The 16,844-nt window shown below is 43.1% G+C and carries 11 protein-coding genes; 3 read left to right on the forward strand and 8 right to left on the reverse strand.

Going from position 1 to position 16,844, the window contains the following annotated elements; translation table 11 throughout:
* Nucleotides 1–12 precede the first annotated feature (12 nt).
* The 6 genes from H9X96_RS02150 to H9X96_RS02175 all read right to left on the reverse strand — a co-directional run bounded on the left by H9X96_RS02150 (nt 13) and on the right by H9X96_RS02175 (nt 10,207).
* Nucleotides 13–1,338: an IPT/TIG domain-containing protein gene (locus tag H9X96_RS02150; RefSeq protein ID WP_187664690.1), complete on the reverse strand. Its 1,326-nt coding sequence runs from the start codon at nt 1,336–1,338 to the stop codon at nt 13–15.
* 293 nt (nt 1,339–1,631) lie between these two features.
* On the reverse strand, nt 1,632–4,124 hold the full coding sequence (locus H9X96_RS02155; protein WP_187664691.1) for a glutaminase family protein: 2,493 nt from the start codon (nt 4,122–4,124) through the stop codon (nt 1,632–1,634).
* 57 nt (nt 4,125–4,181) lie between these two features.
* On the reverse strand, nt 4,182–5,375 hold the full coding sequence (locus H9X96_RS02160; protein WP_255430950.1) for an aldose epimerase family protein: 1,194 nt from the start codon (nt 5,373–5,375) through the stop codon (nt 4,182–4,184).
* Complete coding sequence (locus tag H9X96_RS02165; protein WP_187664692.1) at nt 5,375–7,837, reverse strand: glutaminase family protein; 2,463 nt, start codon at nt 7,835–7,837, stop codon at nt 5,375–5,377. The genes H9X96_RS02160 and H9X96_RS02165 overlap by 1 nt, the downstream gene beginning before the upstream one ends.
* Before the next feature lie 139 nt (nt 7,838–7,976).
* Entirely contained in the window at nt 7,977–9,809 is a 1,833-nt protein-coding gene (locus H9X96_RS02170; protein ID WP_187664693.1) for a glycoside hydrolase family 2 protein, read from the reverse strand.
* A 137-nt stretch (nt 9,810–9,946) separates the two neighbouring features.
* Nucleotides 9,947–10,207 carry a hypothetical protein gene (locus H9X96_RS02175; RefSeq protein WP_187664694.1) on the reverse strand — a complete coding sequence of 87 codons (261 nt, stop codon included), beginning with the start codon at nt 10,205–10,207 and terminating at the stop codon, nt 9,947–9,949.
* Nucleotides 10,208–10,402: 195 nt separating this feature from the next.
* On the opposite strand from H9X96_RS02175, the gene H9X96_RS02180 reads away from it, so the two are divergent.
* Together H9X96_RS02180 and H9X96_RS02185 are read left to right on the forward strand one after the other, a co-directional pair.
* Nucleotides 10,403–12,928 carry a beta-L-arabinofuranosidase domain-containing protein gene (locus H9X96_RS02180; protein WP_255430951.1) on the forward strand — a complete coding sequence of 842 codons (2,526 nt, stop codon included), beginning with the start codon at nt 10,403–10,405 and terminating at the stop codon, nt 12,926–12,928.
* 89 nt (nt 12,929–13,017) lie between these two features.
* Nucleotides 13,018–13,431, forward strand: a complete 414-nt coding sequence (locus tag H9X96_RS02185) for a VOC family protein (RefSeq protein WP_187664695.1) — start codon at nt 13,018–13,020, stop codon at nt 13,429–13,431.
* Between the two features lie 194 nt (nt 13,432–13,625).
* On the opposite strand, the gene H9X96_RS02190 is transcribed toward H9X96_RS02185, so the two are convergent.
* Nucleotides 13,626–14,630, reverse strand: a complete 1,005-nt coding sequence (locus tag H9X96_RS02190) for a glycoside hydrolase domain-containing protein (protein WP_255430952.1) — start codon at nt 14,628–14,630, stop codon at nt 13,626–13,628.
* Nucleotides 14,631–14,642: 12 nt separating this feature from the next.
* Here H9X96_RS02190 and H9X96_RS02195 point away from each other — a divergent pair, with 12 nt between their 5' ends.
* Nucleotides 14,643–15,965, forward strand: coding sequence for a hypothetical protein (locus H9X96_RS02195; protein WP_370576700.1), 1,323 nt, complete (start codon nt 14,643–14,645; stop codon nt 15,963–15,965).
* A 163-nt stretch (nt 15,966–16,128) separates the two neighbouring features.
* Here the strand turns inward: H9X96_RS02195 and H9X96_RS02200 are convergent, their stop codons facing one another.
* Complete coding sequence (locus H9X96_RS02200) at nt 16,129–16,842, reverse strand: SPFH domain-containing protein (protein ID WP_187664697.1); 714 nt, start codon at nt 16,840–16,842, stop codon at nt 16,129–16,131.
* Nucleotides 16,843–16,844 lie beyond the last annotated feature (2 nt).

A 16,844-nucleotide genomic window follows, 5' to 3' on the forward strand; every position in this document is an offset into this window, starting at 1 on the left:
GGCGTTTTTAGATTATTCGATGGAAATTGCGCGTATGCGGCGGTTAATTAAATCAGCAACATAGAAAGTACCGGTTGTGGAATCGTAAATGATCCCATAAGGCTGATCAAACTGTGCATCCCTGAGTGCACCATCTGCATAACCTGCACTCCTTGGCCGGCCGGCAAAAGTGCTGACCACCCCCTGAGGAGTGATTTTACGGATGCAATGGTTAAATATATCCGCGACATAAAAATTGTCATTCTCATCGAATGCGCCTTGATGCGGTTGGTCGAACCGGGCATCAACACCCACCCCGTCATTATGTCCTGCACGGCCTCTTCCACCAACAAAATGTACGGGCGCCTCCAGTTTTCTGGTTTGGCGGTTAAAGCGGGATTTCAGAATGTAATGCTGGTTAACGACTACGATATAAGCGAAATCGCCGCTCGGCGCAAACTGGATGTTGAACTCCCAGTTATTGTCGTCCACCCTAAATAGCAGCTCTGAAGCATTGTTTTCTTTGTTCCATTTGAATACCTCTCCCTTTTCATAACTGTTATAAAAAAAGTCTCCGGTCTGAGGATGAGACGCCCCTCCGTTAGTGGTTTTATTATAGATCAAGGAATTCCATTCGGTAAAACCGGAAGCAGGTGTCAAAGCAGCCGTACTCAAGCCCCTTTCGTCCCATTGGTCGTTGGTTACATATAAGGTATCCCAGGTTGGACTAAAAGAAAGTGTTCTCGGTCTATCCATACCTTTACCGGTCCTGAACAAGGTTTTCACCTCTTTTTTCGCCATATCGATAAAACGCAATCCACGACGCTGCTCCAGCAAATAGATATTTTTATGCTGATCAAATGTCATCCAGTAAGGCTCTTCAAACTGCGCTTTATCAAAAGTTCCGTCTACAATCGCAGTCTTGCCATCCTTATCGGTAAAGCCTACCAGGGTGCTGACCGCTGGCATGAAAACATACTTGAATGCGGTCTTGGAAATGATTTCCTGAGCCTGATCGCCCTTGCCCACCTCTACTCTTACCGGCCCTATATTTGCACGGGAAGGTACCAGGACATATAATGCGGAACTACTTGCACCAACCAATGGCGCCCGCTTGTTGTTAATGAATACCCTGATCAAAGAAGTATCACTTCCGAAGTTATTGCCTTCGATCACCAGCTGTGTCCCCACGCCTCCACTATCTGGAAGGAATCGCGACAATTCAATTGGTTGATTTGGATCGTAAACCTGCTGAGCGGATTCGGTGTCCTTTTTGCAGCCCCAGAGGAAAAACAGGACTGCAAGACAAAAAAGGCATAACTGGTTATGCACTTTTAAGTAGGTAAAAATTTTATTCATAATTGTTTATTTGGTTTATAATTTGGCTCATCGAATTGGCCTCTTGTCCGCCAGAAATTGTGCAATACAGTCCCTGACGACCTGTAAAAAGCCATCTGTTAAACATTAAAATAAAACGCAAAAGTTCTTTTGCGCAGACTAACACTAGGCTAGCCTGCTAACTGGAGTTCCCGAAATTAGAGTTGATGTTCATGGTCGTTTTGGTTTGGTTTATATATTTGGTTATTCTTGAATTCAACTTAATTTTGGTAACAGAACTTCATCTAAACAATATGAATTTAGTAGGTGTATGATTATTTTGTATGGCTATGCCCTTCTTTCTGCTGATTCCACTGACTTTCCAATAGCTTGATGAAATAGCCGCCCACCACACTTCTAGCTGTAAAATTCTGGCGAAGTCCATCTGTTGTTCCATGCCAGTCACTAAGCGGAGAACGGGAAGTAGTTTCTATCGCATACAAGTACATCGGGTCTATAAAAGCATCAAAATCTGCCCGGTGATCAGCCAATACTGAAGTCCAGATTACCCAATCAGATTTAGTATAGGATTTGCGGCTATCTAATGGTAAGCCGTATTTATTCTGCTTCCCTAAATAATACTTCACTTCTTTTTCATAAACCGTTTTAGGAAATAGATCAAGGCCTAATAACTTATCCCATACTAAATTATACTTCTGACTCCAGGTATCTTTTTGACCAAAAGCCAGACTATAGTGATCGCCGTCATCTGCAAGTTCCATCCATTTCTTCGCCATCTCTTTAGCCATATTGGTATATTTTAGTGCAGTCGATGTTTCTCCCATTTGCTGTGCCATCCAGCCATAAGCACCAAGCGCCACAATCGCTTTTGCGGATAAATTGGCATTTCTGTTCAGGTGACCGGCAAAATCATCCGTACACAACTGATTTCCTGGATCAAAGCCCTCTTTACTCAGGTATTCCGCCCAGGTAGTCAGGGTAGCCCAGTGTTCTTTTGCATAGGCAGGATTTCCTGCTGCTTTTACCGTTGCTGCAGTTACAATAATCATATTTCCAGCTTCCTCTACCGGCATATCTTCCCCATAAGTCTGGCCATTTGCCAAAGGGTAAGTGCCTAAATCATGTGCAGGATATGGTTTTTTCCACCTGCCGCTTTCAGAATATTCGAACATACCATTCAACAAACCTTTCACTAATTCCGGGTTATAAGCCAGGAATAAAGGCGCAGAGGGATAGGTCAGATCCACCGTATAAATAGAGCCGTTACTATAATTCTCTTTCGACATAAACAGCAATTCTCCCTTCGGACTTTTCACTAGTTTATGCGCAGAAATTGCTTGTCTATACGCAAGAATGCATAAACCTGCATATTTTTCTCCTCCGGATTTAACCGCAGCAGCATACATTTGGGTATCGAAGGCATTACATTTTTCTATAATCTGAGCATACTCATTGGCAGATTTCTGCAGCATGGAAGCGAAAGTAGTTTTGCCATCATTCGTCCAGTAGGCTTTCAGGTTTTTACCGAAATACTGGATCGACTCCAGGTCATCATAAGCCAGCATAACAAACTGCTGTTTTGCCTTATCGGCTACCTGACCAAAATCCAGCACGGTATTCAAAGCATACTTCGTTCCTTTAACTTTGCTGATGTTTTCAGGTTTTCTACCCGATTGGAATAGCGCTGGACTAAGAGAGGAAGGGGCAATAAACTGTGTACTTTTTTGAGACTGAGGTACGGCTACATAGGCATATCCCCAATCTATACGTACATTATCACCACTTTTTTGCAGCACTGGCTGCGAAGTAGTTCCGGCTTTAAGTACCGAAAGACCAGGAACATTCAAAGTGGAAACTTCCACTTCCTGCCCCGGTGTATTGATCGCTAAATCTGAAGATGCGGCAAAAAGAACTTTTACCTGATGCGCTTTTTTATCATTGGATTTAACGCGATAAGTCAGGTAAGAAACAGGTCTGGAAATCAAGTCCAGGTTGTCCATCAGCAATGGAGAAGTAAAGGCAAGCTCTAAATCAACCCCTCCTGCTTTAAAGGAATATGTCGTCTGAGTCGCTTTTACTATTCTGCTGGTCTGTGCAGCCAAGGTGACTTTAGGATGATTTGCAGGATCATCTGTGACCAGTCCTGCATCCAGCCATTGTCCGCCGGCAGTATTTTCAATGTGTATTGCCAATACATTCTTCCCTTTTTTCAGGCTTTTCAGCGCCGCCCCATTTATAGGAACATATGCATACTTGCCATCCGTGAAACCTGTTTTCTTAAAGACCTCCTGGCCATTTAAATACACTTCCACATTATCATCATGGTTGATTTTAAGGTATAAAACCTTTGGAATCTCGGCGCCGAGCTGAAAATCCCTAACTGCCCAAAGGTGTCTGCTTTTCCATTCTGTTCCTGCCTGATGAAAGCGGTCTCCGAAAGGTGCCGAACCTGATTTCCAGGTCGAAGCATCAAAACCAGGCGTATTCCATGCGCCATTTGGCGCTGTTTCCGTATAACGGAAGGAATAGATTTTCTCATCTGCGGCAGGCAATATGGTTTTATAAGTTCTTTCGGCATGGCCCATGAAATTATAGGATTTTCCGTCCACTTGTATCAATCCGCTCAATGCTTGTTCCGCACCTGTCCAGTGTGAAGTAGCGGATTCGTTCAGCTGATCGGTCGTAGACCAGATGCTGAAATAGGGATCGTGAGTAATTAAAGGATATGCTGGGGCCTTACTCTGCTGTGCCTGTGCGGATACTAAAGTAAGTCCGAGGGTAATAAATGTTAAAATTTGACGAATCATAGAATTAGGGAATCTTTTCAATTTGATTGGATACGGAAGTTAATTAGATACGGAATGCTATTTAGCTACCGAGAATTGATAAACGGACTGGCTCTGATAAGTCTCGCCGGGTTTCAAGACCGTAGTCGGAAAAGACGGCTGATTTGGACTATCAGGAAAATGCTGTGTTTCCAAAGCAAAAGCCGTTCTGAAATCATCTTTATGATTGCCTTTCATCGTGTTTTTACTTTGCATAAAATTCCCGCTGTAGAACTGCAACCCCGGCTGATCGGTATACACGCGCATCAAAATCCCGGTTTTATCGCCGGTCACAACAGCTACAGCATCATTCGCACCATGTGGATTCAACACAAAATTATGGTCATATCCTTTTCCATTCGCCAGCTGCAGGTTTTTAAGCTCAATGTCCTTTCCTATGGTTTTAGCCTTTGTAAAATCGAATGGTGTACCTTTTACCGCCTCTATTTTGCCAGATGGAATTAACGTGGAATCAACTGGGGTATATTTGTCTGCATTGATTTCAAGCAAATGATTTAATATGCTTCCGCTCGCTGAGCCATTCAAATTGAAAAAAGCATGATTTGTTAAATTGACAATCGTCTTTTTGTCGGTTGTTGCTTTGTAATTGATTTTAAGCGCATTGTCGTCGGTTAAAGTATAAGTGACGGTTACCTTTAAGTTTCCAGGGAAGCCCTCTTCCATATCTTTTGATAAGTACTGAAGTGCTAAAGTTTGTGCATCCGGCTGTGTGGCCTCCCAAACGACATCCTGATACCCTTTTTTTCCGCCATGTAAAGTATTCAGCCCATTATTGGTGAAAATCTTATAGGCTTTTCCGTCCAGGTTAAACTGTCCTTTCGCAATCCGGTTGCCATAGCGGCCGATGGTAGCCCCAAAATAGGGCTCTGTAGATTTCTGGTAACCGTCAATACGGTCAAATCCAGCCACCACATCCACTAATTTACCGGCTTTATCCGGAACAAATAGTCCAACCAGCCGGCCACCAAAATTGGTGACCAGCGCTTTCGAACCAAACTTATTTTTAAGACTGTACAGGCGAACCGGTTTACCCTCTATTTCTTTTTCAAAGTTCTTAGCGGCAATATTCGCAGTATCTGAAAGCCCTTGACTCGTGGCATCTGAAACGCCTTGATTTGCTGCAGACTTTTGCGAAGTCGAATTACAGGCTGCTGCCAGGAGCATCGTGCCTACCGCTAAAGCTGGAATAGTTTTATTTAAATATGCTTTCATTACCTTTTATTTAACTTATCGTCCAATAATTTCATAGAATATCCACCCACTACACTACGCGCCTGGAAGCCAACTTGTTTTCCGTCGGTCGTCTCATGCCAGTCACTCATGGGTACCCTGTCTGAGGTTTCAACCGCAAACTTGTAGATCGGATTAACCAGCTGATCAAAGTCGGCACGATTGTCCGTCAGCGTAGCTGTCCAGATGATCCAGTCCGATTTGGTATACGTCCTGCGACTGTCCAAAGGCAAGCCATAAGCTTTTTGCTGTTTCAGATAAAACTTGATTTCTTTATCATAAACAGCTTTTGGGAAAATGTCTAGTTTCAGAACTTTGTCCCAAACCAGGTTGTATTTTTGGCTCCAGCTGTCTTTATTGTCGAAAGTCAGTGCGTAATGGTCTCCGGCATCAGCCATCTGCATCCATTTTTGCGCCATCTCTTTTGCCATATTTTTATACTTCGCTGCGATCTCAGTTTTTCCTAATTGTTCCGCAAGCATGCCATAGCTGCCCAGGGCAACGATCGCTTTAACCGATAAATTGGCATTACGTGCCAGGTGACCCGCAAAATCATCTGTACAAAGCTGGTTCGCAGGATCAAATCCTTCTTTACTCAGGTAATCTGCCCAGATGCTCAGCGTTTCCCAGTGTTTTTTTGCATATTCCGCATTGCCTTCTACTTTGGCAAGGGCAGCAGTTAAAATGATCATGTTTCCAGACTCTTCTACCGGCATATCTTCGCCGTAAGTTTGCCCATTTCCTAATGGATAAGTCCCGATATCATGCGCTGCATACGGCTTTTTCCAACGACCGCTTTCACTATAATAAAAGATGCCGTTCATCATCCCTTTCAGCAATTCTGGATTATAAACCAAAAATAATGGTGCAGAAGGATAAGTGATATCTACCGTATTGATAGATCCGTTGCTAAAGTTCTCTTTGGAAAGAAAAAGTAATTCTCCATCCGGGCTTTTCACCAATTTATGAGCAGAAATCGCTTGTCTATAAGCCAGCACACAAAGTTTCGCGTATTTTTCGCCTCCGGCATCCAATACACTTTTATACATCGAGGCATCAAAATCCTCACATCTTTTTAGGAGCTGTTTGTAACTGTCGGCCGCAAGAACCAATTCGTTTTCAAAAGTTTTATCTCCATTGGTATTCCAGTAGGCTTTCAGGTTTTTCCCAAAAAACTGAACCGATTCCAGATCATCATAACCCAGCATCACATATTGTTCTTTGGGGGTACTTCCTACCTGTCCGAAAGAAAGTTGAGTACTTATTGATAATTTAGTTCCGGTAGCAGAACTTGATTTCGCAGCTTGATTAGACTTCATAAAGGCATCAACCGCATCTTTCAATGGAACTACATATTGACTGGCCGAAGCTCCAGCGGGCGTCGCCACATATAAATAACCCCAATCTATCCGAAGGTCGTCACCAGCTCTGCTCATGATCTTTTGATCCACCGTTCCTGCTTTCAGCACCGAAAGACCTTTCGCATTGGCCTTAGTTACTTTTACCTTCTGTCCGGAAGTATTCACAGCAAGATTGGTGGAGGCATTAAAAAGTACAGCTACCTGATGCGGTTTGCGATCATTGGATTTTACGCGATAAGTTACGTAGGAAATCGGTCTGGAGATCAGGTTCAAATCATCCATTAGTAAAGGAGAAGTGAAGGTAACGGAAAGATCTACCCCGCCTGCTTTGAACTCATAACTGGTTTGCGTTGCAGTGATGTCCACCTTTTTCTGGCTTGCCTGAGCAAGTGGTTTTAGCACTGGAGCAGAGGAAATCAATCCGGCATCCAGCCAGGCGTCACCAATGGTATTCTTAATATGAACAGCCAGTACATTTTTACCTTTTTTAAGATTTTTCAGTACCGCATCTTTTAAAGGAACATAAGTAAACCGGTTGCTGGTCCAGCCAATAAAGCTATAAATCAGATCACCGTTTAAGAAAACCTCTACGTTATCATCGTGGTTCAGTTTTAAAGTCAGGTCTTTCAATGCAGGATCTTTGAGTTCAAAAGTTCTGCGTACCCATAATTCTTTAGTCGTCCAGGCGGTCTTTGCCCCGTTCCGCAGATCGCCAAATGGTGCTCCGGCAGTTTTCCATCCGGCAGCATTAAAACCAATACTGTTCCAATTTCCTACTGGTGCAGATTCCGTATAGCTGAACTGATAATCCTCATCATCAGAGGTAGCCAGCACATTGGTATAAGGTTTAGACGCCGCACCTAAAAAGCTGTAGGGAACGCCATCAACTTTAATAATGCCAGTCAAGGATTGTTCTGTCCCTGTCCAATGTTTGGTAACAGATGAATTGACCTGATCCGTGGCAGACCAGACGCTAAAATAAGGGTCGTGTGTAATTAAAGGATATGATGGAGCAATGCGTTCCTGAGCGGAAGCATTCCACAGCATAGCCGATAAACCTAAAGTCATCAATAATCGTTTCATATATTTTGTAGTGTGTTTCTGTATTTGTGTGTTGTTGTGTTATTTGTGATTTCTTATTCCCTGCATGCGATAGCTCTATACACTTAGACTTCTAGACACCTAGATGCCTAGATATATAGACACCAGACATCTTAAAAAATTAAGGTTTTACGAAATACAACCTATCGTTTGCCCCTTTGATTTTTGCTTCAGGAAGTTTCATGATCCTGTCGTAGGTCATCAATCCATTTGTTTCCTGCTCCACATCGGTGGTCTGTGTATATACCGCAGCCGACAATCCCTTTTTGATTAAACCCTCCAGGCTTCGGATAAAGGAATCATACTTTTCAAAAAGTTCATCCGCAGTTTTAAAAGACTGGTATCCCCAGTTGTCTTTATCTTTCCAGGTATGCCCTGCAACCGGTAAGCCTAATCCACCAAATTCTCCAAGCACAATGGCATGAGTAGTACCAAAAAGATCTGGTCTTGGCATTTTTGGTTCCGGATAATGGTGTAAATCGACGATATCACCGGTGATGACATGATTGCCGCCACTTGCACTGTTGACCAATCTGGAAGGATCCTTCTTCTTCGTCCATTCTGCGATTTCCTTGGTTTTAAATTGTCCCCATGCCTCATTGAATGGCGTCCATACTACTATCGAAGGGAAATTGTGAAGGTCGTCCATGATTTTATTCCATTCTTTACGATACATGGCTTCTGATTCCGGACTGCGGTTTTTATCAGTTCCACCCATTGTGCCCAGGTTCGGTTCCCAATGGTTGCCAAGATCTCCGCTAGGCATATCCTGCCATACCAGCATTCCCAGCCGATCACATTCGTAATACCACCTTGCCGGCTCCACTTTAATGTGCTTGCGAATCATATTAAAGCCCATTTCTTTAGTCTTTAGGATATCGAAAATCATCGCTTCTTCTGTAGGTGCAGTATATAAACCATCTGGCCACCAACCCTGATCTAAAGGACCATATTGAAAGACAAATTCGTTATTGATCAGCATTCTTTCGATTCCATTCTGATCCTTAGCCATCGATGATTTACGCATGGCGAAGTAACTGCCCGCCTGATCGATGACCTTACCATTACGTAGCAATTCAATTTTCAGGTCATATAAGAAAGGGCTTGTAGTAGACCATAATTTTGGGTTTTCTATCGCTAAAGAAACCGCTTCATCAATCGCTGCTTCTTTTTTAGTGACTTCATTTTTACCATCCAATGCGGTGATTCTAACCTGATCGCCAGGTTGGGCAGCCGCAACGTTTACATTTACAGTCAGTATTTTTGCGTCTATATCAGGTGTTTGTTTAGTAGCTATTATATGTGTTTTTGGCACGCTTTCCAGCCAAACAGTCTGCCAGATACCAGTAACCGGGGTATACCAGATCCCTTCCGGTTTACGAACCTGTTTACCTCTTGGCTGCGGCCCTTCGTCTGTAGGATCCCAAACACGGACTTTGATTTCCTGTGTGCCGCTTTTTTTAAGCAGACTCGTGATATTAAAGGTAAAAGGATCGAAACCACCTTCATGCTGACCTGCACTTTTGCCGTTCACAAAAACTTCAGCCTGCCAGTCTACCGCACCGAAATGCAGCAGTACTTCTTTATTTTTTATACTGGCCGGAATGGTAATCGCATGCTTATACCATAATACACTGTCTTTACCTACAGTTTTTCCTACCCCAGACAATGCGGATTCTACAGCAAAAGGGACAAGGATACTGCCTTGGTATTTAACCGGTTCATTTTGATCTTTTGGGGCAATGGCATAACTCCAAAGGCCATTCAGGTTTTTCCAATTTTCTGAACGTACCAATTGAGGGCGGGGATAATCCGGCAAAGGGGCTTTCGGATTAACCTTTTCCGCCCAAGGGGTTGTTATTTTATTTTTAATTAATGTCCAATTTTTTTCTTGCGCATGTAATGAGGAATAGCTAAGCACAAATAGCAGTGCGCCGGATAATAGTCTGTTCATAAAATTCAATATTTGGTAATCAAATATTGGAATTTACGCTTTAGATCTCTCTACAGTTTTGTATCATAATTTCCTCATTTCGTCTCTATTTAATTAAAAATGAGCAGATAAGAATTTAAAGGCATTTAATACTGCTTTTATAGCTCCATTTCATTTGCCGCCTGAACAAATGCACAGAGCGGCCATAACCAGGAGTGTGGGTTTTCTTTTTGTATGGAATCTGTAGTCTCAAAATATAGCCCCGTCTTCTGATCCTTCAAAAGGAGGTTGATGTTTTTATGAATCGCCGAAGTATAGTCTTTAAATTTAGAGTTGCTTTCTTTAAAAGAAGAAGACTGGGCAAAGGCAGCGGAAGTTACTGTGCAGGCGATGCACGTAAAAAATGTAAATGTGCTCATAAATCGTTTATTTTGAGGAGCTGATTCCATAGTTCAAAGCTTAACGTAAGCTATGGGCTTTTGGCCAGCCTTTATTCAGCAAAATAGATCAACATTTCAACAAAAGGGATCATTTTAGAAGCATAAGTAATTGATATATGGTATTTTATAATAAACTTGTTTTTTAAACACACACAAAGAAACCATTTATAAATTATGAACCTCAGGAAATCCATGCTGTTGATGCTGGTTGTGATTCCGTCATGGCTATTTGCTCAAAGTGAATCCAACGGGCAATACATATTTAACCGAACTCCGCTAAATACTGCTGCATACGTACAACTTCCATTAGGCAGCATCAAAGCCAAAGGCTGGCTGCTGAAACAACTTCAGCTGCAAAAGGATGGCGCTACTGGAAATGCAGAAGCACTTTATCCGGAAAGTGGCAACCTCGGTACTGATTCCGACTGGCTAGGCGGAACCGGCGAAAGCTGGGAACGCGCGCCCTATTATGTAAAAGGACTCGTGGCATTAGCTTACACCCTCGGAGATCCGGAACTGAAAGCAAAATCGGAGAAATGGATCAACTGGACATTGGATCACCAACAGCCCAACGGTGCGTTTGGTCCAATTAAAATGACCGATTGGTGGCCTAGGATGCCCATGATGTATGCAATTCAAAGTTATTATGAAGCTACTGCCGACAAGCGGGTGATTCCATTTTTCAGCAAGTATTTTAAATATCAGCTGGAGAACCTGGATCAAAAACCTTTATACGAATGGAGTAAATCCAGAACTGCCGACAACATAGAAATTGTCCTTTGGCTCTATAACAGAACCGGAGAAAAATCGCTGTTAGTACTGGCAGAAAAACTGAAATCACAAGCCTATCCATGGGCAGCCATTTTTACAAACAACCAGTTTTACCATTATGGAGATGATTTCCATACCAAACACAGTGTGAGTGTCGGCCAGGCACTTAAATTCCCCTCCGTGTATTCACAGCTGAACAACACGCCATTTTACAGGGAGGCAACTCAGAAAGGGATTGACAATTTAATGAGAGACCATGGACAATCTACCGGCATTGCCTCTGGCACAGAATTTCTTGCCGGAAGAAGCTCCTTTCAGGGAACAGAAACCTGTACCGTAGTAGAATGGATGCAGAGTCTGGAAACCGCAGCAAGAATCATTCATGATGCTAAACTTGGCGACCGGCTGGAGAAGATTGCTTTTAATACCCTCCCGGCACAGTTTAGCAGGGACATTAAATCCCATTTATACTATACACAACCGAATCAGGTGCGCTGCAAACATGGCAATTCCGGTTTTGATGAAGATTATGATGGTGCTTTGCTTTTGAGCCCCTACTCAGGAATGGGCTGCTGCAGGTACAATATGCACATGGGCTGGCCATATTTCGTTAAAAACAGCTGGGCCGCTACGCCAGACAAAGGTCTGGCCGTAATTGCTTATGCTCCTGTTGAAGTCAATGCTTTCGTCGCAGATGGTACTCCAGTGCAGCTCCAGGTCATGACCGATTACCCTTTCGAAGAAGAGATCAAAATTAAAATAACGCTGGAAAAGACAGTCCGGTTCCCTCTCAAACTCCGCATTCCGGAATGGTGTAAAAACCCATTAATTGTGGTGAATGGCAAAGCATTGACAGGCTTAAAAAACGGCCAGATTTATACCATTGACAGAACATGGAACACCAGCGACCTGGTTAGTCTTAACTTCCCTATGGAAGTAAAATTGAGCCATCAGGTAAACAATTCGGTTACAGTAGAACGTGGACCAATTGTATACGGACTGCAAATGGATGCCACATACAGCATCAGTAAAAAACACCCGGTGGAAGGCTTTTACGATTATGAAGTTGTTTCAGCTTCTGCATGGAATTATGGATTGGTTTTAACAGGCAAAGACCCAACCGAAACCATCAAAGTTCAGCGTACTTCCATGCCCGAAAATCCATTTATACAAACCAGCACGCCGGTAAAATTAACGGTTAAAGCAAAGAAAATCCCTTCCTGGACTATGGCCTATAACTCGATGCATTCCCTTGAAGTACCGCGAAGTCCAGTAGTTTCCTCCGCACAGACAGTGGATATCACCTTGACGCCATTTGGATCAGAAAACATCAGAATCAGTAATTTCCCGGTCATTGGAGCACCGGAAAATCCAGGAAAAGCTTACAAAGAAACCTTCAGTAAGGCAACACTCAAAGATTGGCTCCTATATGGTGGCAGCTGGTTTATTAAAGATGGTGCCATCCATGCCGCCTCTAACAAAGGTTCCTGGGGATATGGCATACATGGCTCTAAAGCCATCGCCAGCAATACCAATTTTAAGGACCTCAGTTATGAAGCAAAAGTGCAGCTGAACTCCTCAGGTGATGCGGGACTGATGTTTAGGGTGACTGATCATGTCATCGGAGCTGATGCTTATAATGGTTATTATGTAGGCATCAATGCTGAGTCTGGCCAGATACAATTGGGCAAATCCTCCAATCAAAAGTGGATAGTACTGGCCTCTGCACAGCAGCAGCTGGAAATTGGCAAATCGTATCCAATTAGAATAGAAGCGAAAGGTGCTGATATCAAAGTATATTTCAACAATGCATTAAAGCCAATATTAGCTGTAACCGATGGGGAATTCAGTACCGGATCTATTGGCGTCAGGGCATTTGATGCGCTGGCTAGTATTACCGATTTACAAGCAACATCGATCAAACAATAGTCGCATTTCCCCCCTTAACTTGTCATTTTTGCACACGCTAACGTGCTCGCTATTACCGTAAATTTGAATAAACTAATCAGAAAAAACTCATGGCAACTCAAATTTTTGTAAACCTAGCCGTTAACGACCTCAACAAATCTGTAGAATTTTTCACCAAATTAGGTTACAGTTTTAATCCGAAATTTACCGACGAGAAAGCAACTTGCATGATCATCAGTGATACCATTTACATTATGCTGCTGACCAGACCTTTCTTTCAGACTTTTACCAAAAAGGAAATTATAGATGCTCACAAGTCTTTGGAATGCTCAATTTGCATATCAGCTGACAGTAAAGATGCCGTTAACGAAATGGTAGATAAAGCAGCAGCAGCAGGCGCCATTATACCAAATCCGGCCATCGACTACGGCTTTATGTACCAGCATAGCTTTGCAGACTTGGATGGACACCATTGGGAATTCGTATGGATGGATCCGAACGGCGCACCTGAGCACCAGGGATAAAATTAGAATAAACATCCCCATACTTACCTGTTCCTTGAGTAATAAGATGAGCTCAGCTGCTGCATAGTAATGACCAGCCAATGCCTCGTGTCCATCATATTGAGGAATTATTTGTCAGGGCTTTTATAGCTGGTTACTTGCAGGTTGATAGGGCCTAACTCGGCCTATAGCCTTATCAAGCCCTCTAAAAACTTCTAAGCTCTGGAGGCTTTGGCTGCTTCAATAGTAAAGCTTTTCCCTCTGCCGTACAATTCATTTAAGTGTATGGTGACCTTCGAAAAGATTGGGCTTCCAATTTCATAGATCGGATTTACACCTGCACCTCCGTCTGTTTGAAAGAGGCCAATCGCATTCATGATAAACCAGGCACTCATTTGTCCCTGATCTTCGTCGTCCAAATAAGCATTTGCAGGTCCATAACCATAGAAACGGTCAAGAATTGAACGGCTCCACTTTTGGGTTAACCATGGCTTTTCTGCCCAGTTAAACAAATAAGCAAAATGCATCGACTGCTGGTTGCCCTGAATTACTGGATAGTCCCAGTATTGATCACCTGGCGCATTGAAGCGAAGCTTATAGCTTTCTCCAAATCCCCATGACAGCCGGTCTGTAAAGCGATCTTTCCCTATTTTCTTAATCAATCCAGGAATATCCTGCGGCACAAAATAGGTCAGCTGCCAGGCATTCCCTTCCACATAATCTTCATTGGCACCGGATTTAAATGGATCAAAATCCGGAAACCAGCTGCCATCAGATTTCTTCAGACGTGAGGTCAGCTGAATTTCATTTCCTCCATTCCTCAGATTCTCAACGGGGATGGCTAATTTATAGGATTTTGCATGGGTTAGATCGCCTTTCAAGGAACCTTCTTTGTGTTCCCTTACCGGCAGCTGGGTGGTGCTGGCCTTTCCATTCACCATTACCTTAACGAGTGGAGGCAGCTTCCCCTGATAATCCAATACATCGATAATTAGGGTTCCTTTATTCTTTAAAGCTACATTTTCCAAGCCAAACAAAATGTTCAAAACCTGCGACCGGATGCCGGAAGTATTTCCTGTTCCACCCCATTCATCCGCAGGCCCAGGCATGGCATAAGGCCAATCCTTTTCGGCATTAGCATAACCGACCAGGTAAAAACGGTCTTCCCAGCCAAAATCTGCTGCCAGAAAATGGTGGTAATCCGAGGGGGCAAGCGCCATACCAACACTGCTGTGATCAGACTTACCTATTTCCCATACCGTCTTTTGCTGTGCAAAAACCAGGCTGGTCATCCAACAACAAAGGCACAGCAGCAGCCACAACAACAGCAACTTGCTGCTCAAATTCTAGCCGACTCGTCCTTAACCATGGTCGACAATCTCGCAAAGGATATCATTAAAGAGGGATTTAATGCCGGAAGCGGATACTCTCAAATCTGGGCACGGGACTTCAACACCCTCATTGAGACTTCCTTAGAGGTACATTCCAAAGAAAATGTTCGGGGAGCCATTCTGATATTTTTTGCGCTACAGCAAAAAAATGATGAGATGGTAGATGGCTACGTGGTCAAAAAAGATTTCACCTGGAATGACGATACCCCATATTACTCAGATGCCGCTCCAGGCCATGTAGGATTTAAAAATACAGTTGAAACTGATCAGGAGACCTCCTTAATCCAATTGGTAGGCAAATACATTAAAAAGACCGGAGATGTGGAGCTGTTACAGGAAAAGGTAGCGGGTACCACCGTACTCGTCCGAATGGAAAAGATGATTGATTACCTGCTGCGTGAGCGCTTCAATAAGAAATACGGTTTGTTATGGGGCGCCATGACGGCGGATTGGGGCGATGTACAGCCTAACGACAGCTTTGGCTGTGATTGGAATGAGCTGTCTGATGAAGCCATTGATGTATACGACAATACCATGTTCATGATCGCTCTGCAATATTTAATTGAAGTGGTACCAGACGCACAAAAAGCGGCGCAATGGGCCAAAATGAAGAAAGGGATTCATGAAAATGTTAGAAAACACCTATGGGACGCTAAGCAACAAAAATTCATACCACATATCTATCCGGGGAAATCACCTATCCCTGCCGGATTTGATGAAAACACCATCCACTATCATGGTGGAACTGCGGTTGCCATAGAAGCCGGCTTACTTTCTAAGAAAGAAATCGCTATAGTGAACCAGCAGATGGTGGAAAACGTAAAGCTTTCCGGCATGCCGAGCATTGGGCTCACTTTATATCCTACTTATCCTGATGGCTTTTTTAAAGGAGGCATGGCGAAAGCTTATCAGTATCAAAATGGTGGCGACTGGACCTGGTTTGGTGGAAGAATGATCCAGCAGCTGATTGCGAATGGTTTTGTAAAGGAGGCCTACGAAGAAGTCCGCCCAATGATCAATCGTGTTGTTAAAAACCAGGGCTTTTATGAATGGTATGGCAAAGGAGATGTTCCTGATGGCTCTGGTAAGTTTAAAGGATCTGCCGGAGTATTGAGTAAAGCGATTTTACAATTCAGGGAATGGGCAGTCGAAAATCAAAAATAAGAGCAGTCGAAAATCAAAAATAAACAAAGAAATTATTCAGGTTACACAATAACTTCTTTGTTTCAGCGTCTTTGTATATGAGAGCGTTAATTTAGATAAAGGGAAATTGTCTTCGGATAATTTCCCTTTTCTTTTATACAGGAAGGTAAGTTTAATTGTTGACCTAGTCCTCTTTTACTGGCTGATCGTCTTTCTTCACGGTAACTTCAACTTTAGTAGCCCCCGCCCTTGCCGCAGAAACCGCTTTACCAATTTCAGTCAGCCCTTTTGATTCATAAATCTTCATCGCAGTAACCACATCAATTGCCTGTCTGGTCTGCTCTTCAGGAATTGGAACAAAAGAAAGAAAGTTTATAGTCACTCCTTTTGTTTTCAATAAGTCATTTACATTCTTTAGCAATTCGGCTTCAAACTCATTTTGGTTGAAATCAACAATATCTTCCGTCAGCAGGAGATCCCTGGCTATTTCTTTAATCCTTTTATCGATCACCGAGTTTTCAGCAGTCTCATAGGCTTTTGAACTGTTCACCTCACTATCGCTGTCGCTATTCATCTTCCCCAAATATTTCGCTTCTCCGATATACAATTTGGCATCTGTAATAGAATAATCATAAGTCACTTCAATCTTGGCCATAACCCGGTTTTTGAAGGCACTTTTGAAAACGCTCTCCCCTTGCATTGGATAATCCGGCACAGTGATTTTATAAGAGCACATGCCCACTCCTTTGGGAACGGTTTCTCCGGCTTTAATCAGCTCCCAACTCACTCCGCAGTTACTGGTGTATAAAGTCTGTACATTTGATTGCGCGCGGTCGCAGGAAGTTAAAGAGATAGCCATCAGGCCGAAACAAATGGTGGTGGTAAATAAGTTTTTCATTG

The sequence above is a fragment of the Pedobacter sp. N36a genome, from assembly GCF_014472395.1.
Taxonomy (GTDB): Bacteria; Bacteroidota; Bacteroidia; order Sphingobacteriales; family Sphingobacteriaceae; genus Pedobacter.